The 25,247-nt window shown below is 61.2% G+C and carries 23 protein-coding genes; 8 read left to right on the top strand and 15 right to left on the bottom strand.

Features of this window, described 5'->3' with window-relative positions; genetic code table 11:
* The first annotated feature begins 146 nt into the window (after positions 1-146).
* On the top strand, positions 147-1,145 hold the full coding sequence (locus J3P90_RS06455) for an AraC family transcriptional regulator (protein WP_420767471.1): 999 nt from the start codon (positions 147-149) through the stop codon (positions 1,143-1,145).
* A 181-nt stretch (positions 1,146-1,326) separates the two neighbouring features.
* On the opposite strand, the gene J3P90_RS06450 is transcribed toward J3P90_RS06455, so the two are convergent.
* From J3P90_RS06450 to J3P90_RS06440, 3 genes are all read right to left on the bottom strand, one after another.
* Positions 1,327-2,673, bottom strand: coding sequence for an ATP-binding protein (locus J3P90_RS06450; RefSeq protein WP_434560213.1), 1,347 nt, complete (start codon positions 2,671-2,673; stop codon positions 1,327-1,329).
* Positions 2,670-3,347, bottom strand: coding sequence for a response regulator (locus J3P90_RS06445; protein WP_434560215.1), 678 nt, complete (start codon positions 3,345-3,347; stop codon positions 2,670-2,672). The genes J3P90_RS06450 and J3P90_RS06445 overlap by 4 nt, the downstream gene beginning before the upstream one ends.
* Before the next feature lie 93 nt (positions 3,348-3,440).
* The gene (locus tag J3P90_RS06440) at positions 3,441-4,040 is read right to left on the bottom strand and encodes a hypothetical protein (RefSeq protein ID WP_420767474.1); all 600 of its coding nucleotides are present in this window, start codon (positions 4,038-4,040) and stop codon (positions 3,441-3,443) included.
* A gap of 143 nt (positions 4,041-4,183) precedes the next feature.
* Between J3P90_RS06440 and J3P90_RS06435 the strand changes: the two genes are divergently transcribed.
* Positions 4,184-4,972: a dienelactone hydrolase family protein gene (locus J3P90_RS06435; protein WP_434560219.1), complete on the top strand. Its 789-nt coding sequence runs from the start codon at positions 4,184-4,186 to the stop codon at positions 4,970-4,972.
* Positions 4,973-5,145: 173 nt separating this feature from the next.
* A complete protein-coding gene (locus tag J3P90_RS06430; protein WP_434675990.1) occupies positions 5,146-5,871 on the top strand; it encodes a 4'-phosphopantetheinyl transferase family protein in 726 nt (241 codons plus the stop codon).
* A 47-nt stretch (positions 5,872-5,918) separates the two neighbouring features.
* Here J3P90_RS06430 and J3P90_RS06425 read toward each other — a convergent pair whose 3' ends face one another.
* Together J3P90_RS06425 and J3P90_RS06420 are read right to left on the bottom strand one after the other, a co-directional pair.
* Positions 5,919-7,529, bottom strand: coding sequence for an ATP-binding protein (locus tag J3P90_RS06425; protein WP_420767477.1), 1,611 nt, complete (start codon positions 7,527-7,529; stop codon positions 5,919-5,921).
* Positions 7,526-8,248, bottom strand: a complete 723-nt coding sequence (locus J3P90_RS06420; RefSeq protein ID WP_420767478.1) for a response regulator — start codon at positions 8,246-8,248, stop codon at positions 7,526-7,528. Before J3P90_RS06420 ends, J3P90_RS06425 begins: the two co-directional genes overlap by 4 nt.
* An 823-nt stretch (positions 8,249-9,071) precedes the next feature.
* On the opposite strand from J3P90_RS06420, the gene J3P90_RS06415 reads away from it, so the two are divergent.
* Positions 9,072-11,963 carry a ribonucleoside-diphosphate reductase subunit alpha gene (locus J3P90_RS06415; RefSeq protein ID WP_420767479.1) on the top strand — a complete coding sequence of 964 codons (2,892 nt, stop codon included), beginning with the start codon at positions 9,072-9,074 and terminating at the stop codon, positions 11,961-11,963.
* A 222-nt stretch (positions 11,964-12,185) separates the two neighbouring features.
* Here the strand turns inward: J3P90_RS06415 and flgE are convergent, their stop codons facing one another.
* The 6 genes from flgE to J3P90_RS06385 form a co-directional block, all read right to left on the bottom strand.
* Positions 12,186-13,484, bottom strand: coding sequence for a flagellar hook protein FlgE (gene flgE, locus J3P90_RS06410; protein WP_434607330.1), 1,299 nt, complete (start codon positions 13,482-13,484; stop codon positions 12,186-12,188).
* Between the two features lie 28 nt (positions 13,485-13,512).
* The gene (gene flgD / locus J3P90_RS06405) at positions 13,513-14,235 is read right to left on the bottom strand and encodes a flagellar hook assembly protein FlgD (protein ID WP_420767481.1); all 723 of its coding nucleotides are present in this window, start codon (positions 14,233-14,235) and stop codon (positions 13,513-13,515) included.
* Between the two features lie 15 nt (positions 14,236-14,250).
* On the bottom strand, positions 14,251-14,694 hold the full coding sequence (gene flgC, locus J3P90_RS06400; protein ID WP_039591882.1) for a flagellar basal body rod protein FlgC: 444 nt from the start codon (positions 14,692-14,694) through the stop codon (positions 14,251-14,253).
* Positions 14,695-14,697: 3 nt separating this feature from the next.
* The gene (gene flgB, locus J3P90_RS06395) at positions 14,698-15,105 is read right to left on the bottom strand and encodes a flagellar basal body rod protein FlgB (protein ID WP_420767482.1); all 408 of its coding nucleotides are present in this window, start codon (positions 15,103-15,105) and stop codon (positions 14,698-14,700) included.
* 338 nt (positions 15,106-15,443) lie between these two features.
* Positions 15,444-16,271, bottom strand: coding sequence for a protein-glutamate O-methyltransferase CheR (gene cheR, locus J3P90_RS06390; RefSeq protein WP_420767483.1), 828 nt, complete (start codon positions 16,269-16,271; stop codon positions 15,444-15,446).
* Positions 16,272-16,325: 54 nt separating this feature from the next.
* On the bottom strand, positions 16,326-17,252 hold the full coding sequence (locus J3P90_RS06385) for a chemotaxis protein CheV (protein WP_434675989.1): 927 nt from the start codon (positions 17,250-17,252) through the stop codon (positions 16,326-16,328).
* A gap of 78 nt (positions 17,253-17,330) precedes the next feature.
* Between J3P90_RS06385 and flgA the strand changes: the two genes are divergently transcribed.
* The 4 genes from flgA to J3P90_RS06365 all read left to right on the top strand — a co-directional run bounded on the left by flgA (position 17,331) and on the right by J3P90_RS06365 (position 19,937).
* A complete protein-coding gene (flgA, locus tag J3P90_RS06380; RefSeq protein ID WP_420767485.1) occupies positions 17,331-18,095 on the top strand; it encodes a flagellar basal body P-ring formation chaperone FlgA in 765 nt (254 codons plus the stop codon).
* A gap of 172 nt (positions 18,096-18,267) precedes the next feature.
* Positions 18,268-18,582 (top strand): flagellar biosynthesis anti-sigma factor FlgM, encoded by a 315-nt coding sequence (gene flgM / locus J3P90_RS06375; protein WP_420767486.1) that lies wholly within the window; start codon positions 18,268-18,270, stop codon positions 18,580-18,582.
* A gap of 48 nt (positions 18,583-18,630) precedes the next feature.
* Positions 18,631-19,098 (top strand): flagella synthesis protein FlgN, encoded by a 468-nt coding sequence (locus J3P90_RS06370; protein ID WP_434560225.1) that lies wholly within the window; start codon positions 18,631-18,633, stop codon positions 19,096-19,098.
* Between the two features lie 92 nt (positions 19,099-19,190).
* A complete protein-coding gene (locus J3P90_RS06365; protein WP_420767488.1) occupies positions 19,191-19,937 on the top strand; it encodes a flagellar brake protein in 747 nt (248 codons plus the stop codon).
* Positions 19,938-19,999: 62 nt separating this feature from the next.
* Here J3P90_RS06365 and J3P90_RS06360 read toward each other — a convergent pair whose 3' ends face one another.
* The 4 genes from J3P90_RS06360 to J3P90_RS06345 form a co-directional block, all read right to left on the bottom strand.
* A complete protein-coding gene (locus tag J3P90_RS06360; protein ID WP_420767489.1) occupies positions 20,000-21,367 on the bottom strand; it encodes an MFS transporter in 1,368 nt (455 codons plus the stop codon).
* Positions 21,368-21,437: 70 nt separating this feature from the next.
* Positions 21,438-22,679, bottom strand: coding sequence for a glutamine synthetase family protein (locus J3P90_RS06355; protein ID WP_434611646.1), 1,242 nt, complete (start codon positions 22,677-22,679; stop codon positions 21,438-21,440).
* Positions 22,680-22,896: 217 nt separating this feature from the next.
* On the bottom strand, positions 22,897-23,589 hold the full coding sequence (locus J3P90_RS06350) for a sensor histidine kinase (protein ID WP_434607338.1): 693 nt from the start codon (positions 23,587-23,589) through the stop codon (positions 22,897-22,899).
* Positions 23,582-25,189 carry a response regulator gene (locus J3P90_RS06345; RefSeq protein ID WP_420767491.1) on the bottom strand — a complete coding sequence of 536 codons (1,608 nt, stop codon included), beginning with the start codon at positions 25,187-25,189 and terminating at the stop codon, positions 23,582-23,584. The genes J3P90_RS06350 and J3P90_RS06345 overlap by 8 nt, the downstream gene beginning before the upstream one ends.
* Positions 25,190-25,247: the final 58 nt, after the last annotated feature.

The raw sequence follows: 25,247 nt of genomic DNA, 5'->3' as shown, positions 1-25,247 counted from the left end.
TTATTCATCGTCGATTAAACAGGTGGCGAAGGATGGCGGATTCCCGCCAAGACTCCATTTCTCACTCCTGGATTTGGCGGATATCCGCCTTGTCCAGCGCAGACGCCCTGCTACCATCGCTCGCCTAACGGACGGATCTATGCCTCATGCGCCAACGCACAATTGCCAGCCATTTCGCCCGCGCAGCCCTGGGTGGCGCGCGCCGGCAAGGCTTTGACTATTCGTCGCTGCTGCAACAGCTGGGCATCAGCCCGGAGTTGCTCGACGAGCCGCGGGCACGCATCGCGCCCGAGCAGTTCGCCCGCCTGTTGCAGGCGCTGTGGGTGGCGTTGGGGGACGAATACCTGGGATTCGGCAGCGCCCCGAGTAAACCGGGGACGTTTGCCATGATGTGTCACACGTTGATCCACTGTCGGACCCTGGGCAAAGCCCTGCAACGCGGCCTGTTGTTCTACAGCCTGTTTCCCGATGCGCCGAGCCTGATCCTGGAGAGCGAAGGCGACCGGGTACGGTTGACCCTGGACGAGTCGACGCTACGCGACCCTGATCACTTCCTGGCGGAAAGCCTGCTGGTCATCTGGCATCGCCTCGGCAGTTGGCTGATCGGCCAACGGATCGGCCTGGAACAGGCCACCTTCAGCTACGCCAAGCCCAGCCACGGCGCAGAATACGACCTGCTGTTCCCTTGCCCGCTGGTCTTCGAGGCCCGACGCAGCAGCTTGTTGTTCCATGGTCGCTACCTGGAAATGCCCTTGCTGCAGGACGAGCGAACCCTCAAGCATTTTCTCGAACGCTCCCCCGCCGACCTGCTGTCGCGCCCAGACGACGGCCACAGCCTGACCAGCCAACTGCGCCGCCTCCTCAGCCGCGACACGGCGCGCTGGCCCGACCTGGACACCGTCGCCGCACACCTGCACATCAGCGCCCAGACGCTGCGCCGGCACCTTCGCGAAGAAGGCACCAGCTTTCAGGAGCTCAAGGATCAGTTGCGGCGGGATATCGCCATCTACCATTTGGGCCGGGCGGATCTGTCGTTGCAGCAGATTGCCGAACAGTTGGGATTCTCCGAGCCGTCGGCGTTTCATCGGGCGTTCAAGAAGTGGACCGGGGTGACGCCGGGGGCTTATCGGGAGTTGGAAAACTGATGGGGGATATCCCACTTCTGTGGTGTGCTGCCCTGTGGCGAGGGGATTTATCCCCGCTGGGCTGCGAAGCGGCCCCCTGCATTCTGTCTGACACACCACCGCCACCCATTTGGGGCTACTGCGTAGCCCAGCGGGGATAAATCCCCTCGCCACAGGGGCTCGCGACACACTGAAACGCCACTCAAACCACCGGAAAAAGAATCCGAAACGCCGCGCCGCCCAACTCCGAATCCCCCAGGGTCAATCGCGCGCCGTAGCTTTCGATGATGTCCTTGACCACCGCCAACCCGATTCCCTGCCCCGGATGCTGGCGATCCAATCGCTCGCCCCGTTGGAGAATCCGCGCACGCTGGTCCGGTGGCACACCCGGGCCGTCGTCCTCGACGCTCAACTCCGTACCGCCGAGGGTCTGGTGCATGCTGACCCGAACCTCCCCCAGGCATAGCCGATAAGCGTTCTCCAAAAGGTTGCCGAGCATCTCCAGGAGGGCGCCCTGTTCGATCGGCACCTGGCCCTGCTCAGGCAGATCGAAATCGACCCGAACGCGCTTGTCGCGATAGACCTTGTCGAGGGTGTCGCACAGGCTTTGCAGCACTGGACGCAAGGGCACCTGGTGCCGCACCAGACCGCTTTTACGCAGGCTGGCGCGCTGCAACTGATAGCCGATCTGCTGGCTCATGCGTTCGATCTGGGTTTGCAGCACCCACGCCTGTCCACGGTCCTGGGGGCGCCGGGCCATGTCTTCGCTGACACCTTGCAACACCGCCAGCGGGGTCTTCAGGCTGTGAGCCAGGTCATCGAGGGAGTCCCGATAACGGCTGCGCTGCTCGCGCTCGCTGTGCAACAGGCGGTTGAGGGAGCCGGTCAGGCGCAACAGTTCGCGGGGGTGGGCGGAGCTGAGGCTTTCGCGGGTGCCTGCTTCGATTTCATCCAGCTCCTGGCTCAGGCGCCGCAAGGCGCGCAACCCCCAGGTCAGGCCGATCCACAACAGCGCCAGCAATACCGCCAGGGCAGCGCCAAACCCCAGGTAAAGATTGTCCCGCAGTCCTTGCAAGGTGACCTCATAGTCGCGCACCGGCTGCAGGGTAACGATACTGAACGCCGCGCTCTGGCCGCCCAACAACTTGACCTCGACGTCATAGACGAAGAACTCCTGGCCGTTATCCTCGCGGATCCGCGCGAACTGGTTGCCCTGCCCGTCGTAGCGCGGCACGTAGTTGATGCGCTCTTCCTGGGTCGCCTTCGAACGCCAGACCAGGCGTCCGTCGCGATCATAGATGTAGCCCAACAGCCGGGCATCGGCGAGGTTGTAGCGTTCGTCGGGCAGTTGCGCCGGCATCTTCAGTCGATTGTTTTCCACCCGGGCGGCGGAAATCAGCGTGGTCACATCCGACGCCAGGCGTTGCTCGATGGATTCCTGCAACGCCAGACTGAACGCGCCTTGCATCGCCGGCAGCAACGCCAGCATGAACAACACCGCCAGGGTCATGGCGGCCAGCATCAAGCGCAGCCGCAGGGAACGAATCACTGGCAGCGCTCGTTGAACAGGTAACCCAGGCCCCGCACGGTGTCGATCGGCTTGAAGCCGGCCGGGGCTTCCAGTTTGCGGCGCAAGCGGCCCACCAACACTTCGATGACATTGGGATCGCGCTCGTCGTCATCCGGATACAGCTGCTCCATCAAGCGGTCCTTGGCGACGACCTGCTGGTGATGGCGCATCAGGTATTCGAGGATGCGGTATTCGTAGGCCGTCAGCGCCAGCGGTTCTTCATCGAGGGACGCCTGCTTGCGGTTGAGGTCGAGCAGCAATGGCCCGGCGACGATGGTCGACTGGGTGAAACCGCTGGAGCGGCGCAGCAGGGCGTTGAGCCGGGCCTCCAGCTCTTCGAACTGGAACGGCTTGACCACATAGTCGTCGGCCCCGGCGGCGAGGCCTTCGACCTTGTCCTGCCAGTTGCCGCGGGCGGTCAGGATCAGGATCGGGAAGGACTTGTCCTGGGAACGCAGGCGGCGAATCAGTTCCAGGCCGCTGATACCCGGCAGGCCCAGGTCGATCACCGCCAGGTCATGATTGAACTCGCGGACCTGATACAAGGCCTCTTCGGCATTGGCCACGGCCTGCACCACATGGCCGCTGTCGGTGAGACGGGTTTGCAGGTGATGACGCAACAGCGCTTCGTCTTCGACAACCAATAGTTTCATGGGCCTCTCCCAGGCGATTCAAGACAGCAGGTATCGAACAAGGCGCCGGGTCGTCTTGGGCCGACCCGGCTGCACGTCTCCATTGCCTGCCGCCTAGAACGTGTAGTTCGCGGACAGGTAAGTCTGGGCGCTGCTGGTCAGGTCCAGGGAGCCGACCTTCGCGCCCCCGTGCGGGCTCATCTCAGTGCTGGCATTGCTGCGCAGGTAACGGTACCCCAGTTCCACCGAGGTGTTTCGCGAAATTTGTTGCAGGACGCCGCCCTGCAAGCCAACGGCGTAGCCGATGTCGGTGTCGCGGCTGAAGCCCGGGGAGTCCTGGGTCAACTTGGTCAGCCCCGCCGTGCCACCGCCGAACAATTTGGTGCTGCTGGTCACTGGATAAAACACATCGTAGCTACCCAGCAGGTTTTCCTGGCGCAACTTGATGCCGTTGTGGCTCCCCGACACGTTGTCATAGGTAGCGTAGTAGCGGCCTTGATCGTTCTGCCGGCCCAGGCGCAGGCCGTAGGTGGTGTCCTTGCCAATGACGCCATCGGCGTTCGGATTGCCCAGGTTCCGGTCCAGCGCATTGGATTTCTTGACCTTGTCACTGGTCTGGCCGAGGGTCAGGCTGGCGAAATTGTCATCGGCATGGGCCATGGCAGTGGCACCCAATACAGTGAATGCAAGCAGCAGTTTTTTCATATGAGTCATGATCAGTTCCTTTTGAAGCAAGGGTTGTGTGAAGTCGCCGCCACGATAGCCATTGCTCCCTGAACCCTCCTTGAACGTTCTCTGAACCTGGGCTGAATGAATCGGCTAGTCTGTGTGCACCCACTTTTTTAAGGAGATCGATCATGCGCAGATTGCTTGCCGTTGTACTTCTGGCCTTGAGCAGCGCCAGCCACGCCGCCATCCAGACCCAGGAGATTCCTTACACCAGTGCCGACGGCACGAAGCTGATCGGCTATTACGCCTACGACGACGCGGTCAAGGGCCCGCGCCCGGGCGTGGTGGTGGTGCATGAATGGTGGGGACTGAATGATTACGCCAAGCGCCGCGCCCGCGACCTTGCCGGCCTGGGCTACAGCGCCCTGGCGATCGACATGTACGGTGACGGCAAGAATACCGAGCACCCCAAGGACGCCCTGGCCTTCATGCAGGCCGCGCTCAAGGACGGCAAGGCGGCCAGCGCGCGCTTTCAGGCCGGGCTCGACCTGCTGAAGAAACAACCGCAGACCGATCCGGACAAACTTGCCGCCATCGGCTATTGCTTCGGTGGCAAGGTGGTGCTGGACGCCGCTCGCCAGGGCGTCCCATTGGCTGGCGTGGTGAGTTTCCATGGCGCCCTCGTCACCAAAACCCCGGCCACCCCAGGCAGTGTCAAAGCCAAGATCCTGGTGGAGCACGGCGCGCTGGACAGCATGGTCACCGAAGACAACGTGACCGCGTTCAAGAGCGAGATGGACAAGGCCGGCGCCGACTATAAGTTCGTCAGCCTCGACGGCGCCAAGCACGGCTTCAGCAACCCCGACGCCGACCGTCTGAGCCACGGCGAACATGGCGGGCCGGACATCGGCTACAACAAGGAAGCCGATGAGAAGTCATGGGCGGACATGCAGAAGTTCTTCAAGAAGATTTTCTGACACATACCGTTCTTGTGGCGAGGGAGCTTGCTCCCGCTCGACTGCGTAGCGGTCGCCTACAATCTTGGGGCCGCTTCGCAGCCCAGCGGGAGCAAGCTCCCTCGCCACAAAAGCATCCGGCTCTCAGCCTCTCCCACTACCCAGCCTCAAGCCAACCCGGCAAAATGCCGGGCATGAACCCACTCCCCGCCCTGCCCGCCTGCTGCTCGCCACTGGATGAACAGTGGCTGCTGCCCGATGCCCTGGCCGATACGGTGCTGCTCAGTACTCGTTTCGATCCGCTGCTGCTCGTCGCCGCCGATTTCCCCAACAGCGCCATCGAACCGCCAGCGAGCATCCAGCGCTCGGTGGCCAAGCGCCAGGCGGAGTTCCTCGCCGGGCGAGTCTGCGCCCGGGCGGCCTTGCATCGGCTTGATGGAATCGCCTGTATTCCCGCCATCGGCGAAGACCGCGCGCCGGTGTGGCCCGCTCATGTCAGCGGTTCGATCACCCACAGTACCGGCCGGGCGGCCGCCATTGTCGCGCAGAAGCAGCGTTGGCAAGGGCTGGGCATGGACCTGGAAAACCTGCTCGACCCCGAACGCGCCGAGCGCCTGGCGGGTGAGATCCTCACGCCTGCGGAACTGCTGCGCATGGCGACCGTCTCGCGCGATGATCGTGCGCTGCTGGTTACGCTGACCTTCTCGGTCAAGGAAAGCCTGTTCAAGGCGCTGTACCCGATCGTTGGGCAACGTTTCTATTTCGAACATGCCGAGGTGCTGGAGTGGTCCCATGATGGGCAGGTGCGGCTGCGACTACTGACCGATCTTTCGCCCGAGTGGCGCCATGGCAGTGAGTTGCAAGGGCAGTTCGGGGTGAGGGATGGGCAGTTGTTGAGCCTGGTGGGGATCGAGGCCTGAGACCTCCAGTGCCTGCTCTCGAAGGGGCGGCATAGGCGCCGCACCTTTCAGGACCGATCCTGATGCCTCGGCCAACTCAAGCTGAAACACGCCCCGCCCAGGCTTTTGCTCTTGTTGATCAAGGCCCGGCCGTCATGCCAATGAATGATCCGGCGCACGATCGACAGCCCCAATCCATGGCCACCCGAGGCGCGGGCCCGGCTGTCGTCCAGGCGCAGGAACGGCTTGAATACCCGTTCCCACGCGGCCTCCGGCACCCCCGGCCCGTCATCCTCGACGTCGACCCGGCAGCGCAACTGGCCCACCTGGTAACTCACTGTCACCCGTGATCGGGCATGGCGCATGGCGTTGCCCACCAGATTCTGCAGGGCGCGATGCAGGAAACGCGGCTCAGCCTCGACCCAGGCGTCGTCGCAATCGGCGGCCGACAGGCACAGGCCACGCTCCACCGTGATCCCGGCGCGTAAAGGTCCCAGTTCTTCTATGACCTGATTGACCAGCGCATCCAGATCCACCCGCTGGAAGTTCAACGCCGGCGACCCCTGCTCCAGGCGCGCATACGTCAGCATTTCATCCACCAACCGATCCAGGTCTTCGATGTCGTGGTCCATGCCCGCCAGGTATTTGTCCCGGGCCTCGGGCGTGCTGGCGCTGCCGAGCATTTCCAGGCCGAAACGCAGGCGCGCCACCGGTGTGCGCAATTCGTGGGACACCGCGCGCACCAGCTCCCGCTGGATCGCCAACAACTGCTGCAAGTGCTCGGCCATGGCGTTGAACGCAGCGGCCAGACGCCCCACCGAATCGGCGCCCCGGGCCGGCACGCGGGTCTCCAGGCTGCCCTGGGCAATCTGGGTGGCGGCCGATTCCAGGCCGCGCAGCCGTCGCTCCAACTGGCGTACCAGCAGGTAGACGATCAAACCGATCAGGCTCAAGCCCAGCGCCGCGATCAGCACCAGCCATTCGGGCGGGTACGGATTCATCTGGTACAAGGGGCCGATTTCCAGGACCCACGGCGTGCCAACCATCCCGGCGAATACCCGGATCGAGTCGCCGCCCTTGCCCAGGGCCATCACCGTATCGCCCTCGGACACCCGACGACGCTGGTCTTCGTCCATGTCCGCCTGGTCGACGGTCATCAGGCGCAGATCGAAACCGAAGCCCTTTTCCTGTTTGAGTTGTGCAAGCCGCTCGGGCTGCTCGGCCACCGGGTAACGCACCAGTTCGTCGGCCAGTAAATAGATTGTCGCCCGGGCCAATTGCTCACTGATCTGGCGAACCTCCCCTACCAATGTCAACTGCTCGCCGTCGCTGACCAGCCGATAGACCTTCGCCGCGTGGGGGCCGGTCTGTTCCACCAGGACCTGCCCGCGCAGCACGCGGGTGCGCTGGCCCAGGTCGAGGTCGGCCTGGCTGAGCGCCTGCAGTTCCAGCGGGATGCCCAGCAGGCGCGCCCACACCGCCAGGGCACGACGGCGCTCCGTGCCGTTCATCGGCCGCAGATTATCGGCCATCAAGGAAAACGTGCCATGGGCCAGGCGCTCGCGGTACTGCTCGGCACGCGTCTGGTTGAGCTGATGCAGCGCCAGTACGCCCAGTACCGCGACCAACACCAAGGCCGCGCACATGCCGCCATAGATGCGCAGGAAGATCGAGTTCACGGAGCGGCGTCTACGCAAGCTTCGGGAACGAACAGGTAGCCTTTGCTGCGAATGGTCTTGATCAACCGTGGATGGTCGGGGTCGTCACCGATCTTGGGGCGGATGCGCGAGATGCGCACGTCGATGGAGCGGTCCTGGCCGTCGTAGCCGATCCCGCGCAGGGCAGTGAAGATTTCCTCGCGAGACAGGATGCGTCCGGCATTGGACACCAGCAGCCACAGCAGGTCGAATTCGGCGCTGGTCAGCTCGATCCCCTTGTCCTGCAACCAGGCTTCGCGCAAGGCGTCGTCGACCACCAGCGGCCCGAACTCCAGGCGGCGCGGTTTCTGCGGCACGGACGGCTCCGGCTCGCTGCGCCGCAACAGGGCTTGGATGCGCGCCAGCAACAGACGTGGCCGCACCGGCTTGCAGACGTAGTCATCAGCCCCAAGGTCCAGGCCCTGGATCTGGTCGGTGTCGTCGGTACGCGCCGTCAGCATGAGGATCGGGCCGTCGTAGTGCTCGCGCACTTTGCGGCAGATGCTCAGGCCATCTTCGCCGGGCAGCATCAGGTCGAGGATCACCAGGTCCGGCTGCTCGTCGATGATCCGCTGCGCCGCGACCGCGCCGTTGCCCTCGATGGCGACGCGAAGGCCATTGCTTTCCAGGTATTCGCGGGTCAGCTCGGCCAGACGCTGGTCATCCTCGACAATCAATATCTGCCAGGCTTCTTGTTCCACTGGGGGCCTCTTATTGTTGTGGGGCACATGGAACTCTGTGGGAGCGAGCTTGCTCGCGATGGCGGTGGGTCAGCCAGCATCACCGTTACCGGTCCGACGCTATCGCGAGCAAGCTCGCTCCCACAATGCCCACCGCCCCTCCATCGTTTGTCATGTTAAAGGAGGATAAACACGCCCATGCACCGGCCGATTGTATAAACGCGGCTTGCGCAGAAAACAAGCGGACAAATGCGTTCGGTCGGGCTGGATTTGTGTGGTAACGTCCGCGCCCGCAAAAAACTCCGGCCGGTTTTCGAGTCGTCAGAATCGTTGAAAAAAGGCTCGCTCCAGCTAGGTCGCGGCCTACAGAGGAGTTCCTCGTTTCGCACACAAATTACGCACAGGCTTATCCACAGGCAGCACGTTGATTCATGTCCGAAAACGCATTATCTTGTAGCCCGCCGCGTAAAAAACCCTACATGTAGGGTTTTCGGCCAAAAACCAAACACAAGTCGGATAGAGAATTCAAGCGCTTTTCTCGCCTCTGTCCTTCTGCAACACCGCTGTTTCACAAGTCCAGACCGCCCCTGCGGATGGCAACCGTTTCCAAAGTCGAAAACGACCGGAACGGTACGGGTGTTGCAGTCCTTTGCTGCCACCTTGATAAACCAGGTTCCGAGCCCAGGCTCGCGATCCAAGAACTTCGGATGGACGCGACGCCGCAGGCCCGCGCCCTACTGTCCCGAAGTTGTTATACCCGGCGCCAGTCGGTTGTAGTGCTTCAGGACGGAACGGTGGGCACCGTGATGGTGCCCAAATAAACATAGAGAACGTGGAGACACCCATGCACACCGACACAACTCGCGAGAACCCGCAGGGCACCGCGCCGCTGGCCGCCGATTCGAGCCCGGATCTGTCCGCCACCGCGCCGGGCCAACTGCGCGTGATCAAGCGTAACGGCACTGTCGTTCCCTACACCGATGACAAGATCACCGTCGCCATCACCAAAGCGTTCCTCGCAGTTGAGGGCGGCACCGCTGCCGCCTCGTCGCGAATCCACGACACCGTCGCCCGCCTGACCGAACAGGTCACCGCGACCTTCAAGCGTCGCATGCCTTCGGGCGGCACCATCCACATCGAAGAAATCCAGGACCAGGTCGAACTGGCCCTGATGCGTGCTGGCGAGCAGAAAGTGGCTCGCGACTACGTGATCTACCGTGACTCCCGCGCCAAGGAGCGCGCCACCCGCGCGCCGGCCGACGCGCCGGTCCAGGCTCACCCTTCGATCCGCATCGCACGCGCCGACGGCAGCCTCGCGCCGCTGGACATGGGCCGGCTGAACACCATCGTCACCGAGGCCTGCGAAGGTCTGGAAGAAGTCGATGGCGACCTGATCCAGCGCGAAACCCTGAAGAACCTCTATGACGGCGTCGCCCTCAAGGACGTCAACACCGCCCTGGTGATGACCGCGCGGACCCTGGTGGAACGCGAGCCGAACTACTCGTTCGTGACCGCGCGCCTGCTGATGGACACCCTGCGCGCCGAAGGCCTGAGCTTCCTGGAAGTCGCCGAGAGCGCGACCCACCACGAAATGGCCGACCTGTACGCCAAGGCCCTGCCGGCCTATGTCGCCAAGGGGATCGAGTACGAATTGCTGAACCCTGTCCTGGCCGAATTCGACCTGGAAAAACTCGGCAAGGCGATCAACCACGAGCGTGACCAGCAATTCACCTACCTGGGCCTGCAAACCCTGTACGACCGTTACTTCATCCACAAGGATGGCGTGCGCTTCGAACTGCCGCAGGTCTTCTTCATGCGCGTGGCCATGGGCCTGGCGATCGAAGAGAAGCAGCGTGAAGACCGTGCGATCGAGTTCTACAACCTGTTGTCGTCCTTCGACTACATGGCCTCGACCCCGACCCTGTTCAACGCCGGCACCCTGCGTCCACAGCTGTCGAGCTGCTACCTGACCACCGTGCCGGACGACCTGTCGGGCATCTACGGCGCAATCCACGACAACGCCATGCTGTCCAAATTCGCCGGTGGCCTGGGCAACGACTGGACCCCGGTCCGCGCATTGGGCTCGTACATCAAGGGCACCAACGGCAAATCCCAGGGCGTCGTGCCGTTCCTCAAAGTGGTCAACGACACCGCCGTTGCGGTCAACCAGGGCGGCAAGCGCAAGGGCGCGGTCTGTGCCTACCTGGAAACCTGGCACATGGACATCGAAGAGTTCATCGAGCTGCGCAAGAACACCGGTGATGATCGTCGTCGTACCCACGACATGAACACCGCCAACTGGATCCCTGACCTGTTCATGAAGCGCGTCTTCGATGACGGCAAGTGGACCCTGTTCTCGCCGTCCGAAGTGCCGGACCTGCATGACCTGACCGGCAAGGCCTTCGAAGAGCGCTACGAGTACTACGAAGCCCTGACCGAGTACAACAAGATCAAGCTGTTCAAAGTCGTCCAGGCCAAAGACCTGTGGCGCAAGATGCTGTCGATGCTGTTCGAGACCGGCCACCCATGGCTGACCTTCAAGGACCCGTGCAACCTGCGCAGCCCGCAGCAGCACGTGGGCGTGGTCCACAGCTCGAACCTGTGCACCGAGATCACCTTGAACACCAACAAGGACGAGATTGCGGTCTGCAACCTGGGCTCGATCAACCTGCCGAACCACATCGTCGACGGCAAGCTGGACACCGCCAAGCTGCAACGCACCGTGAACACCGCCGTGCGCATGCTCGACAACGTGATCGACATCAACTACTACTCGGTGCCGCAAGCGAAGAACTCCAACTTCAAGCACCGTCCGGTCGGCCTGGGCATCATGGGCTTCCAGGACGCGCTGTACCTGCAGCACATCCCGTACGGTTCGGACGCTGCGGTCGAGTTCGCCGACAAGTCCATGGAAGCGGTCAGCTACTACGCGATCCAGGCTTCCTGCGACCTGGCCGACGAGCGCGGTTCGTACGAGACGTTCCAGGGTTCGCTGTGGTCCCAGGGCATCCTGCCGCTGGACTCGCAACAGATCCTGATCGCCCAGCGCGGCGAGAAGTACATCGACGTGGATCTGAAGGAAACCCTGGACTGGGCACCGGTTCGCGCCCGTGTGCAGAAAGGCATCCGTAACTCCAACATCATGGCCATCGCACCGACCGCCACCATCGCCAACATCACTGGCGTGTCGCAGTCGATCGAACCGACCTACCAGAACCTGTACGTGAAATCGAACCTGTCGGGCGAATTCACCGTGATCAACCCGTACCTGGTTCGCGACCTCAAGGCCCGCGGCCTGTGGGACTCGGTCATGATCAACGACTTGAAGTACTACGACGGTTCGGTGCAGCAGATCGAGCGCATCCCGCAAGAGCTCAAAGCGCTCTATGCGACCGCGTTCGAAGTGGACACCAAGTGGATCGTAGACGCCGCCAGCCGTCGCCAGAAGTGGATCGACCAGGCTCAGTCGCTGAACCTGTACATCGCCGGCGCCTCGGGCAAGAAGCTGGACGTGACCTACCGCATGGCTTGGTACCGTGGCCTGAAAACGACTTACTACCTCCGTGCCTTGGCCGCCACCAGCACCGAGAAGTCGACCATCAACACCGGCAAGCTGAACGCGGTTTCCGCTGGCGGCAACCACGGTGATGACTCAGTCCTGGCTGCTCCAGCAGGACCTGCGCCAGTGCCAAAAGCCTGCGCGATCGATGAGCCGGATTGCGAAGCTTGCCAATAAGCTGAGCGGGTGGGCGCGTAAAGGCGCCCGCTGAAAGAAGCCCCCCGATAGACCGCTGGTTTATCGGGGGTTTTCTTTTGCCTGGCGAAAAGTAGGCGCCTGGGCCTGCCTCTTCGCGAGCCTGCTCGCGAAGAGGCAGGCCCAAACAATACAAAACTGAAGCTCATGAAAAAGCCCCTCTTTCGAGGGGCTCCTTGTGCAGCTTTCAAGCGACCTTCGGCATCAAGCCATCTGAATGATGGTCTGCATGATGGTGCTCTGGGTAGAGATGGTCTTGGCGTTCGCCTGGTAGTTGCTCTGCGCCTTGATCAGCTCGACCAGTTCGTTGGTCAGGTTGACGTTGGACTCCTCCAGGGAGTTGGAGACGATCGACCCCAGGGTGCCGGTCTGTGGAGCATCGTAGCCCGGGATACCCGAGGCGAACGTTTCCTTCCAGCTGGTGCCGCCTACTGGCTGCAGGCCTTGCTCGTTGGTGAAGCTGGCAAGGGCGATCTGGCCGATCGGCTTGGTCTGGTTGTTGCTGAAGTTGGCGAGCATCACACCGCTGCCATCGATGGTCAGGTTGGTGATCTGGCCGGTGGCGTAGCCGTTCTGGGCAGGAATCGAACGAGCGGTGTCGGCGTTGAACTGAGTGGTGTTGCCCATCGAAATCGTGATGGTCGGTGCGCTGGCGGCGCCGTTGGCGGTCCAGGTTCCGTTGGTCACGGTGCCCGGAACCCAGCCGGTCAACACCAGATCGCTATTGACGGTCGCTGGCGGAGTGGTGACCGTGGTCAACTTGCCGCTCGAATCGAAGTTCATGGTCGAAGGAACAGGCGCGGTCGCACCGGTCGTGGTCGGCAAGCTGCCATTGAGGTTACGACCATCGATCAAGGTATAGACGTTCCAGGTATTGGAGCCTGTCTTGACCATGTATTGGTCCATCGAGTGCTGGTTACCCTGGGTGTCGTAGATCGGGGTGGTGAACTGCTTGGTAAAGGTCGCCGTGTCAGCCGGGTTGAACGCGGCAGTGATCGGCGTCGCCGTCGAGTTCAGGTTGATGGTCGACGAAACCAGGCTGGTGGCTTGCGGCGGCAGGTTCGAGGTGTCGATGCGCAGGTCGGTCAGGATACCGTTGAGGATCTTGCCGTTGGCATCCACGCCATAGCCCTGCAAACGAGCCGTGCCATCGCTGTTGGTGACGTAGCCTTCCTTGTCGGTCTTGAAAGTACCGGCACGGGTGTAGCTCAGGGAGCCGTCGTTGCTCAGGACAAAGAAGCCCTGGCCCTGGATCCCCATGTCCAGCACGTTGCCGGTGTTGTTCACGTCACCCTGGCCGAACTGCTGGGAAACGTTGGCCAGGCGCACGCCGTTGCCGACGGTCTTGCTGCCCGAACCCAGCTTGGTGGCCGAGTAGACGTCTTCGAATTCCGCGCGGGACGATTTGAAACCGGTGGTCGCCACGTTGGCGATGTTGTTGCCGGTCACGTCCAGCTGTTTGTTGGCTGCATAGAGACCGCTAAGGCCGATGTTGAAAGACATGTTGACTCCTTTTGCCGGTTAGTCGGCTCTACATACCAATAGTTTGTACTTTGGACAGGGCGATGCTGCCCAGCCCGGCCAGGTTGAGCATCAGCTCACCGCCCGTCTGGCTGATCGTCACGCTGCTGACCGTGGCCGGCAGGTTGGTGATCAGCGACGTGGCCTTGCCATCGATGGTGGTCGAGGCCGCGAAGGTGTACGTGCCCGACTCTACCGTCGTGCCCGCGTCGTTCTTGCCGTCCCAGATGAAGGCAGAGTTGCCCGACTTCTGGCTGCCCAGGTCGATGGTGCGGACGGTCTTGCCATCCTTGTCCATGATCTTGACGGTGAGGGAGGACACCGCCGCCGGAACCACCACGGTGCCGTTGAGGCTCTTGGAGGTGTCGACCACGGCCTTGTCACCCGGAGCGATCACCGAGCGGCCGACCAGGGACGAAGCCTGCAACGCTTGTGACGAGTTGTAGTTGCCGGCAATGCCGCTCACGGTTTCGTTGAGCGTGGTGATGCCTTCCAGGCTGCTGAATTGCGCCAGTTGGGCCACGAACTCACCGTTGTCCTGGGGTTCCAGCGGGTTCTGGTTTTTCAGCTGGGTCACGAGCAGTTGCAGGAACGCATCCTTGCCCAATTCCTGGTTGCCACTCGCCGCATTGGTCGCCGCACCCAGGCCATCGGCCTTGGTATTGGTCTTGACCGAGGAGTTGGCCAGAATCTCGTTGAGGCTCAAACCGCCTGTTGTATTGGTGACGCTCATATGAATCGCCCCTTATCACTGACCGAGGGTCAGGACCTTCTGCATCATGGTTTTGGCGGTGTTCATCATTTCGACGTTGGTCTGGAACGAACGACTGGCGGAAATCATGTCGGCCATTTCTTCGACGACGTTGACGTTCGGGTAATAGACATAACCCTTGGCGTCCGCGGCCGGATGGTTTGGCTCGTAACGTGCTTCGAGGTTGCTCTGGTCTTCAACGACGCCGAGCACCTGTACGCCCTGCCCCGCCGCGTCCTGGTCCTGGAACAGCGAATCGCTGCCGCCGGATTGGCCACCCTGGAACATGGTGGCGAACACCGGGTGACGGGCGCGGTAGGTCTGGTCGATGCTTGACGAAACGGTCTCGGCGTTGGCGATGTTACTGGCGACGGTGTTCAGGCGAGTGGTCTGGGCACTCATGGCACTGCCGGCGATGTTGAAAACGCTCGCGATCGACATGACTTACTCTCCACGCAGGGCCGATACCAGCCCTTTGAATTTACTGTTGAGCAGGGTGAAGCTGGCTTGGAAGTTCACGGAGTTTTCCGCGTAGTTGGACTGTTCCAGTTGAGCGTCCACGGTGTTCTGGTCGACCGAGGGCTGCATCGGCGTGCGATACATCAACGATTCGTCGCCGCTGCCTACGCCTTCGGCTTCGATATGACGGCTGTTGGTCATGTTCAAGGCGAAGTGGCCGTTCTTGGTCTTCTCGTTCTGCTCGGCGAGTACCTTGGAAAAGTCCAGGTCACGGGCCTTGTAGTTCGGCGTGTCGGCGTTGGCGATGTTGTTGGCCAGGACTTCGGCACGCTGGGCGCGGAAGCTCAGGGCCTGTTCGTGGATACCGAGCGCTTTATCGAAGCTGATGCTCATGTCGGAAACCTTTGGGTGACCAGAATGTACGTACGAAGGCTTTAGCAAGCGCCGTGCCACTTTCCGAAAGCCCGTAAACCGGGGCTTTGCGGGCAACGGCAAAGCGGCAATGCCAGAAAAGCGGCAATCGGTTTCCGCCGGATGCCGCTTTTCTGCCGCTTTCGCAAGATGAATGCATTCCATTGTGGGAGCGAGCCTGCTCGCGAAAGCGGTGTGTCAGTCCGCATCGACATCGCCTGGAATATTGCTTTCGCGAGCAGGCTCGCTCCCACAGGGGCAGCAGCGACCGATAAAAAAAGGGAGCCCCGTGGGGCTCCCTTTTTTTTAACCCAAGCCAATCACTTCGCCTGGTAAATGATCCCCGGGCTGCACTGGACCATCTGGTAATGGTCCGGCAAACCGTTCAACGCCTCGGACGCACCCAGGAACAGATAACCACCCGGCTTCAGGGTGCTGTGGATGCGCATCAGGATGTCCTTCTTCACCTCAGCGGAGAAGTAGATCAACACGTTGCGGCAGAACACGATGTCGAACTTGCCCAGGCTGGCGTAACTGTCCAGCAAGTTGAACGAGCGAAACTCCACGCGGCTCTTGATGGGCGCCTTGACCACCCATTTGCCCGGTCCCTTGGCGTCGAAATAACGTTGCAGGCGATCGGGCGACAGGCCGCGGCCGATGGCCAGGCTGTCGTACTCGCCGGTCTTGCAGTTGTTGAGCATGGTCCCGGACAGGTCGGTGGCGACGATCTGCACGCCGCCTTTCAACTGGCCAATGTTGGTGCGCTCGAACTCATCAATGGACATCGACAAGGAATAAGGTTCCTGCCCCGACGAACAGGCCGCCGACCAGATCCGCAGGCGCTGGCCCGGGCTGGCCTTGATGGCCGCCGGCAATACCTTGTTCTTCAATACCTCAAAGGGATAGGTGTCACGAAACCACAGGGTTTCGTTGGTGGTCATGGCGTCCACGACCATCTCGCGCAAGCCACTGCGCGGCTGGGTCTGGATACGCTGAACCAACTCGCCCAATGACTTGATGCCCTGTTGTTCCATCAACTTATTGAGACGGCTCGACACCAGGTACTGCTTGTTTTCACCAAGCAAGATGCCACAGGCTTTTTCCAGGAAGACCCGGAACTGTTCGAAATCCAAATTACCCGTAGACAAAATACCGCCTCTTTTCACTGTATTGACTTGCCGGGCGCACAACGCGCCCGACCTTTAGCCTGCTGACTTGATTCGCTCGACGACTCGGGAAGCGAGGTCATCGGGCCGGAACTTGGCCAGGAAGTCATCGGCGCCGACCTTCTTGACCATTGCCTGGTTGAACACCCCAGACAACGAAGTATGCAAGATGATGTGCAGCTTTTGCATGCGCGGGTCGCCGCGGATTTCCGATGTCAGCGTGTAGCCGTCCATCTCCGGCATCTCGATGTCGGAGATCATCATCAGGAACTCCTCTTCCGGCTTCTTGCCTTCGTCGACCAGGTTGCGCAGGTAATCCAGCGCTTGCCGCCCATCGTTCAGCGCAATCACTTCGACGCCGACCGTTTGCAGGCAACGCGTGACCTGCTTACGGGCCACCGAGGAGTCGTCGACGGTCAGCACCCGCAGGGAAACCGCCTTGTGCTGGGTCTCGGCATCTATCACGCCAACGGAAATCGTTTCCGGGGTCGGCGCCACTTCGGCGAGGATTTTCTCCACGTCGATGATTTCCACCAACTGGTTATCGACCCGGGTCACCGCCGTGAGGTAGTGGTCGCGGCCGGTCCCTTTGGGTGGTGGATGGATCTCTTCCCAGTTCATGTTGACGATGCGCTCCACCGATCGCACCAGGAACCCTTGGGTCTTGGTGTTGTACTCGGTGATGATCACAAACGGATTGCTCTGGTCCAGCAGTCGGCCGGAACCGGTCGCCATCGCCAGGTCGAGAATCGGGATGGTCGCTCCCCGGATATTCGCCACACCGCACACGACGGGACTGGATTTCGGCATCAGGGTCAGCTTGGGGCATTGCAGCACCTCGCGAACCTTGAACACGTTGATCCCATACAATTGTCGGCCGTCGAGACGGAACAACAACAGCTCCAGGCGATTCTGACCCACCAGCTGTGTGCGCTGGTTTACCGAATCCATCACTCCCGCCATGCCCTGACTCCTACCTAACGCTAATGTGTCCGACGCGCATTCATCACTAAACGGCACGGGGCTTGCTATTGAACCGGCATGAACGCACAAACGACATTTTCTCGACGCCTGACCACTCACTGCCGCCACTGGCTCGGTGCACTGCTGGCTGCCTGCCTGCTCGCTTCGGGCGGTCCTGCCCTTGGTGCCGCTGCGGTAACCTTGCCTGATCTCCTTATCGGCGTCACTCAGGGCTTTCTTGAGTTCACCGTAGAAGACTATCTGGCAACCAGTCAAACCGAAGGTCGCTACGAGATTGAAGTCAACCAGCTCGACCCGCGCCTGCGGATGCCGATGTGCGACAAGGAATTGACTGCCTCGCTGGAGAGCCCGGCCAGGCCCCTGGGCCGCGTCACGGTGAAGGTTCGTTGCGATAGCGCCGCGCCCTGGACGGTGTTCGTGCCCGCTCAAGTGCGCCTGTACCGGGAAATTGTCACCACCACTCGCCCACTCAAGCGGGCCGGGATCGTCGAGCCGCAGGACGTGGTGCTGCGTGAGCGCGACGTCAGCCAGATCAGCCAGGGTTTCCTGACGTCCGTCGATGAGGCCATTGGGCAGAAACTTGTCCGACCAATGGTCGCCGACCAGGTGGTGACCCAGGTGCATCTGGAACAGGCCGAGGTGGTTCGCAAGGGCGACCAGGTGGTCATCACCGCTCGCAGCGGCACCCTGGCCGTGCGGATGCCCGGCGAGGCCCTGGCCAACGGTGGCATGCGCGAACAGATTCGGGTGAAAAACCTCAATTCCCAACGGGTCATCAAGGCACAGGTGATAGCGCCTGGCCAGGTGGAAGTGGCTATGTAAGAGGCTGTAAGGAGGGTAGACAGGCTGGCGCTTGACCTCGGTGTTCCCTAGACTGTGCCTTGTACGAAGGCAAGCGCGGACGTGCGCTCGTTCATTTGAAAAATGAGCCTAAAGTTTTTTTGGGGATGGCCGAAAACATGGCAAGCGTCCAAATACCCAGAGGTTTTTTACCATGGTCATCGATTTCAATCGTTTAAACAGCTCCTCGCCCCTGACAGGCACTGCGCGCACCAGCGCCAGCAAGGAAACCGTCGAAACCGACAAATCCAAGCCAGCCGACCAGGCCGCCACTGTCAGCAACGGGGAATCGGTACACCTCAGCAATGAGGCTCAACAGTTGCAGAAGGTCACTGACAAGCTGCGCGATCAACCTGTCGTCGACAACGCCCGCGTGGCCGCGTTGAAAGCAGCAATCGCCGATGGCAGCTATCAAGTCGACAGCAACCGTGTAGCCAGCAAGCTGCTCAACTTCGAAGCCCAGCGCTAGGCCCCCGCCTGCGCCAGGCTTTTGGACGCTTAAGACCCAAGGCCAGCCATGCACGACACTCATTTATTGCAACTGATCATCGACGACTTCGCTCCAGCGCAACAATTGTTGGAGCTGTTGCAGACCGAAGCCCTGGCATTGCACGGGCGGGACATGCCCCTGCTGGAAAATATTCTGGCGCAAAAGCAGGCATTGATCATTTTGCTCGACCAGCATGGCCGCAAGCGCAGCGAAATCCTCGCCAGCCTCAACCTGCCCGCCGATAACAGTGGCCTTGAGCAATTGGCCAGCCAATCGTCGATCGGCGATCAGCTGTTGTCGCAAAGCGCCGTGCTCAACGACCTGCTCAACCAGTGCCAGGCCGCCAATGCTCGAAACGGCCAGTCTATCCAGATGCAACAGGCCGCTACCGCCAATCAGTTGCGTATTCTCAATGGCGGCGAAATCCCGACGCTCTATGACGCTCGCGGCTCGACCGCGAAAATGGTCAAGCACCGCCCGCTCAGCCAGGCCTGAAGCGAACGATGCCGGAGCACTATCAACGCGCGATACATGCTGGCAAAATGCTGGCTCTTTGTAGTCGTATTTTGCCTGGAGATTGACCCACCGTGTTCAATGCCTCAAACGCGGATGATGCTCCGCAGCCGCCCAAGGTCCTCGCCACCCCTCTGGAAATCTCCGGCAATCTGCGGATGCTGCAAGACAGTCACGACCCGCTGATCATCACCTTCCACGAGCGCAGCCAGCGGTTCCAAAGTTACCTGGTGGATGTCGATCGCGAAACCAACACCATCGCCCTGGACGAAATGATTCCTCGGGACGGTGAACGTTTCCTACTGGCCGGCGAGCCGTTTCGCGTCGAGGGTTTCCATGACGGCGTGCGCATCGCGTGGGAGGGCAACGGCCCATTAACCATTCAGGAATCGAGCGATGGCCGCTGCTATCGCGGCGCCTTGCCTGAAGAAGTGGTTTATCACCAGCGCCGCAACGCCTTCCGGGCCGCATTGAAACTGGCGCAACTGGTGAACGTGGAGTTGGGTGGCGACAAGCTCAAATCACCGGTGAATGGCAAGCTGCTGGATATTTCCGCAACCGGCTGCAAGCTGCGCTTCGATGGCGATATCACTGAACGGCTGCAGCTGGGCCAGGTTTACGAGCGCTTCATCGCCGCCCTACCGTTTGGCAGCATGACCGCGCCGGTGGAGCTGCGCTACCTGCATTTCGAAGAGCGGATCAACACCACGTTCGCAGGCGTGCGCTTCCATAACATCAGCGGCCTGGTACAACGCCAGGTGGAACGCTTCGTGTATCAATTGCAGCGTGAAGCCCGTCGGTTCGATAAAGACGATTTCTGATTTCCGGCGCGCTATAAAAACGGGCAATCCCTTTGCAAGGATTGCCCTTTTTTATGCCGGTCTCAGGGCCTGGCCTGGGTGAAATCGGACGGTGGCAGTTCGTCGTCGGCGCCTTCGGTGACCGGCTCCAATTCAGGTTGAGGCTCGGGCTCGACGTCCGGATTGGGCGAGGCCTGCATCTGCTCCTGCACCACTTGCTCGTCGACCCGCGGATCGAGGCACGCCACCAAGGGTGAACTGGTCATGTTGTCCGGCATGGCCACGTGATGCAGCGGCGCGTCGTCGACCTGGTGCAGGTTGGTGACCGCTTTCGGTCGGATCCGCCATACCAGCAGCAAGGCAAACAGGGCAAAAAAGCCATAGAGCATCTGGCTGCCGTACAGCTTCATCAGCACCCCGGCCACCAACGGGCCGATGCTGGCGCCCACGCCGTAGGTCACTAGCAGCATCGCGGTGAGCGACACCCGGCGATCACCCTCGACGTGGTCATTGGAAAACGCGACCGCCAGCGGGTACAGGCAAAACTGCACCAACGAACAGCAGAAACCGGCGATGAACAATACTTCCAGCGGCGCCTTCGACAGGATGGCCAGCGGTAAGGCACACACCACCAGGGCCAGTGCGAAGCAGCGGATCAACAGGGCCCGATCGTAACGATCCGACAGCCAACCCAGCGGCCATTGCACCAGCAGGCCGGCAAAGATGCAGCAGCCCATGAACAAGCCGACCTGCTCGGTACTCAGGCCCTGCTGGGAGGCGTACAGCGGTGCCAGGCCGTAGAAGGAGCCGACGATCAGCCCGGAGCCCAACACCGTGGTCAACGATTGCGGTACGCGCTTGATAAAGAAGCGCGGCTCCATCGGCGCCGGATGCAACGGCGCCGGGTGAATCCGCCGGGTCAATGCCACCGGCACCAGGCACAGGGCGAAACACAACGCCACCAACATCAGCAATTCAAGGCCCAGGGCCGGATGCATGACCAGGATCAGTTGGCCCAGCACCAGCCCCAGGTAGGAAGCAATCATATAGCCGCTGAACACTACCCCGCGTTGCTTGGCATCGGCCTGCTCGTTGAGCCAGCTTTCGATAACCATGTACTGGCACATCATGCCCAGGCCGACAATCATCCGCAGCACGATCCAGGCCGGCAGCCAGTTCACCAGGCCATGGCCCAATACCGCCGCACCGACGATCCCGGCGCAAGCCGAATAGGCGCGAATATGCCCAACGCGGCCAATCAGCCGGTGGCCGATCTTGCCGCCCAGCACCAGGCCAAAATAGTTCGCCGCCATCAGCGCACCGACCCATAGGCTGTCCACGTTGTCGGCGGCCAGGCGCAGGGCCAGGTAAGTACTCAGAAGGCCTGAGCCGATGAGCATCATCAGCGAGGCGAAATAAAGCGCTCGAAAAGGTTTCCAGATTTGGCGCATCGGCGTTCCGAGCGGCTCCTTGAGGTAAGTAAGGGCTATCTTTGGAAGATAGCCCGAATGCGACGGTTCGTTATGCCTGGGCCGCCAAAACGCGCCGCTCCCAGGGCGTGATTTCGTCAAAGAAACTGGTCAGTTCCAGGGTTTTCGAGGCAACGTAACCTTCGATGAACTCGCTACCGAACAGTTCCTTCGCCAAGTGGCTACGCTTGAGACGTTCAAGCGCTGCATGCAAGGTACATGGCAAAGACAGATTCTCCGGCACCTCGAACTCGCCCTGGATCGCGGCACCCGGTTCCAGGCGATTCTCGATGCCATGGAGCCCCGCCGCCAGACTGGCGGCAATCGCCAGGTAAGGGTTGGCATCGGCTCCCGGCAAGCGGTTCTCGACCCGCCGGGCTACCGGCGCACTCGCAGGAATGCGCAGCCCGGCCGAACGATTGTCATGGGACCAACAGGCATTGTTTGGCGACGCGAATGGATGGCAGAGGCGGTGGTAGGAATTCACGTTTGGCGCGAACAGCGCGGTGAAATCCGCCATGCCGGCCTGCTGCCCGCCAATGAAGTGCCGGAACGTCGCGGTCGGCTCGCCCGCATCGTCGCTGAATACATTGCGACCGCTGCCCAGCTCGACGACGCTCTGGTGAATGTGCATCGAACTGCCCGGCGTTCGCGCCAGCGGCTTGGCCATGCAGACCACCGTCAGGCCATGCTTGAGGGCCACCTCCTTGAGCAAATGCTTGAACAGGAACGTCTGGTCGGCCAACAGCAGAGCATCGCCATGGAGCAGATTGATTTCAAACTGGCTGACGCCCATTTCATGCATGAACGTGTCGCGCGGCAGGCCTAGCGCTGCCATGCACTCATAGACTTCGGTGAAGAACGGTCGCAGGCCGTTGTTGGAACTGATGCTGAACGCCGATTGGCCATCTTCGCGACGACCATCCAGGCCCATCGGCGGCAGGAATGGCTGGGAAGGATCCGGGTTGGGCGCGAACACAAAAAACTCCAGCTCCGTCGCCACCACCGGCGCTAGCCCGAGCGCCGCATATCGAGCGATCACGGCCTTGAGCTGACCGCGCGTCGACAGAGGTGAGCTTTCGCCGCTGAGCTCATCGGCGTCGCAGATCGCCAAGGCGCGTGGCGGATGGCTCCACGGCAGCCGGTGGATCTGCTGTGGATCGGCCACCAACGCCAGGTCGCCGTCGTCACTGCCGTAAAAGCGCGCTGGCGGATATCCGCCCATGATGCATTGCAGCAGCACACCGCGCGCCATCTGCAACCGCCGGCCTTCAAGGAAGCCCTCGGCGCTCATTACCTTGCCCCTGGGTACGCCATTCAAATCCGGCGTGACACATTCAATCTCATCAATGCCCGTCAATCGCTGTGCGAGTGAACACTGGCCATCGGTCGTCATGACGCAATCCTTGTTATGTGCGAGCCGCGAACGGCAACCCGTACAAAATAGGCTCCGGCTGTTCGGAATATCAAGCATCCCGAGACAATAAACATCTGACGGGGATATGGACAGCTCAGGGCAGGTAAAGCCTGAACACCCCACCGCCCAGCACACCGCCATTGGCAATCTCGGTATGCCCGCTCAAGCCGCCACGCTGATGCAACCCGGCGATCCTGGCGGCGAAATACAGGCCAAGGCCGGTGCTGCCGCTGCTGTGGTTGATGCCCTGCACATACTCGGCCTGGCGCTCGATCATTTCGGCCGGGTAGCCTTCGCCGTCGTCATTGATCGTCAGCACCAATTGCCCAGCCTCGTCGCTCACGCTGATCAACAACGCCTGTCGCGCGTGGCGAATGGCATTGTTGATCATGTTGTCGAGCACCGACGCGATCAGCTCACGGTCGAAGAAACCCAGCGGGCTCAGCGGATCGACCTCATAGGTGGCCATGATCCCGCGACTGCGGAACACGTCCTGATGGCCGGCCAACTGCGCTTCGATGAAGTCATCCAGTTCGTGGTAGGCCGGATGCAGCGGCAATTGATTCACGCCCAGCTTGTATAACCCGAGCAACTGCACCAGCAGCCCATTGAGATGGGCAAACTCGAACTCCATCACGCCCTGCTCCGAGGTCTGCCGCGAAGGTTCCGGCAGGCGCTCGAGCCATTGCGTATGAGCCTGCATGAGCAGGGTCAGGGAGTTTTTCATGTCATGCACGGTAGACGCGATCACCGTGGAGAAATCGAGAGCTTGTTCGCTGTCATTCATCGCCAAATGCCTTGCTTCGCAGTTTCTGATAACGCGCAAAACGCGCATCGGTGTCGGGCATCATGCCCACCAGTTTCAGGCAGGCACGGCATTCCTGCAGCAGCTGCGATTCAACACTGGTATCGGTGCCGTGCAGCAGGGATTGCGCCATGTTCAGGGCAATACTGATGTTCTTCGGCTGCAGCTTCAGTGCACGCCGGAACAATTCCCGCGCCTCGGGTAACGCGCCGGTCTTGTAGACACGCACGCCTTCGCGGTTCAGCTCGGCGGCGGCGTTGCCCTGGTTAAGGATATTCGGGTCGTCGGTGAGCTTGGCAATGCCCTGCATCACGGTCGGATCATCGCCATAGATCTCCGCGCAGTTCTTGAGCATCGATTCGCCGGCGCTGGTCTGGCCGAGCATCTGTAGCTGCTTGGCCACCAGCAGCGCGGCTTCGGCACTCATGAACTGTTCCATGCCGTCGAGACGCTGCAAGGCTTGCTCGGTGAGCTTTTCGGCGGTTTCGGCATCATTGAGCAACAGGCTCGTTGCTTTCATCAGCCGCGCCCGGACCTGCAGGCCCGGATCGCTGGGGTTATCTTTCGCCACCGCGCTAAGCGTGGTGTTGATTTCCAGCCTCGTCCGGGTGTCCAGGCCCTTCTCGCTGCCCTTGCTGATCAAGGCATGGGCCAGGCCAAGGTTGCTCTCCGGATCCTTGAATCGCGATTGCGCGCCCTGCCCGACCGCCTGGCGATAGGCTTTCGACGCGGTCTCGTAATCCTCGTTGGTCATCGCCAGCTTGCCCAGCAGCGACTGCCGACGCACCGCCAACGGCGATAACCGCACCGCTTCCTCCAATACGTTCTGGGCCTGCTTCGTGTCGCCTTCAGCCACCAACACGTCGGCCATGCCGTCGTACAGGGCCGGCATCATCGGAAAGACTTTCAGGGCTTTTTCATAGACAGCCTTGGCTTCGCCTATCTGCCCGCGCTTGAACAACAACTTTCCCAACCCCGCGTACGCCCACGGCAACGGGCGATCCGCGATGATGGAGTTGTACAACCGCTCAAGGGCCTCGTTCTGATTCAGGTCGCGCAGCGCATCGGCCCGATAACGCAGGCACAGTGGGCCGTAGCGCGGGTCCTGCTTGCACAGGGCGATGCAAGCATTGAGCACTTCCATCGGCTTGCCACGATCGAGCGCCTGCAGGATCGGTTTGAGCAACGTTTTGCGCTGCTCCAGGCGCTCCAACCGCTGGGCCAGGCCGGAGCGATTGAATGGTTTGGTCAGGTACGCATCCGGCTCATGTTCCAGGGCACTGAGCACCATGGCCTGGCTGGTCTCGGCGGTCACCATGAGAAATACGCTCTCATGGCTGATCAACTTCTCGACCATCAGGTCTTCCAGCACCTGCTGGCCGTTCTTGCGCCCGTCGCCCAGGTGATAATCCTGCAAGATGAAGTCATAACGCTTCTGCGAACACATGCGCAGCGCCACTTCACCGGTATCGGCGGTGTCCACGTCCTTGACGCCCAACTCCCGCAACATCGACCGGACGGAGCTGCGGAAATCCGAGAAATCATCGACGATCAGAAAACTTTTTTGGTGGTACGCCAGCATCGAGGATGTCCAGGCAAATAAGAAAATGAACTCAATGGCAAAACAAACGAAACACCGC

This window comes from Pseudomonas sp. D3-10 (assembly GCF_051132175.1).
Taxonomy (GTDB): Bacteria; Pseudomonadota; Gammaproteobacteria; order Pseudomonadales; family Pseudomonadaceae; genus Aquipseudomonas.
Note: the sequence above shows the minus strand (reverse complement) of the source record. Positions and strands in the feature narration are given on the sequence as shown.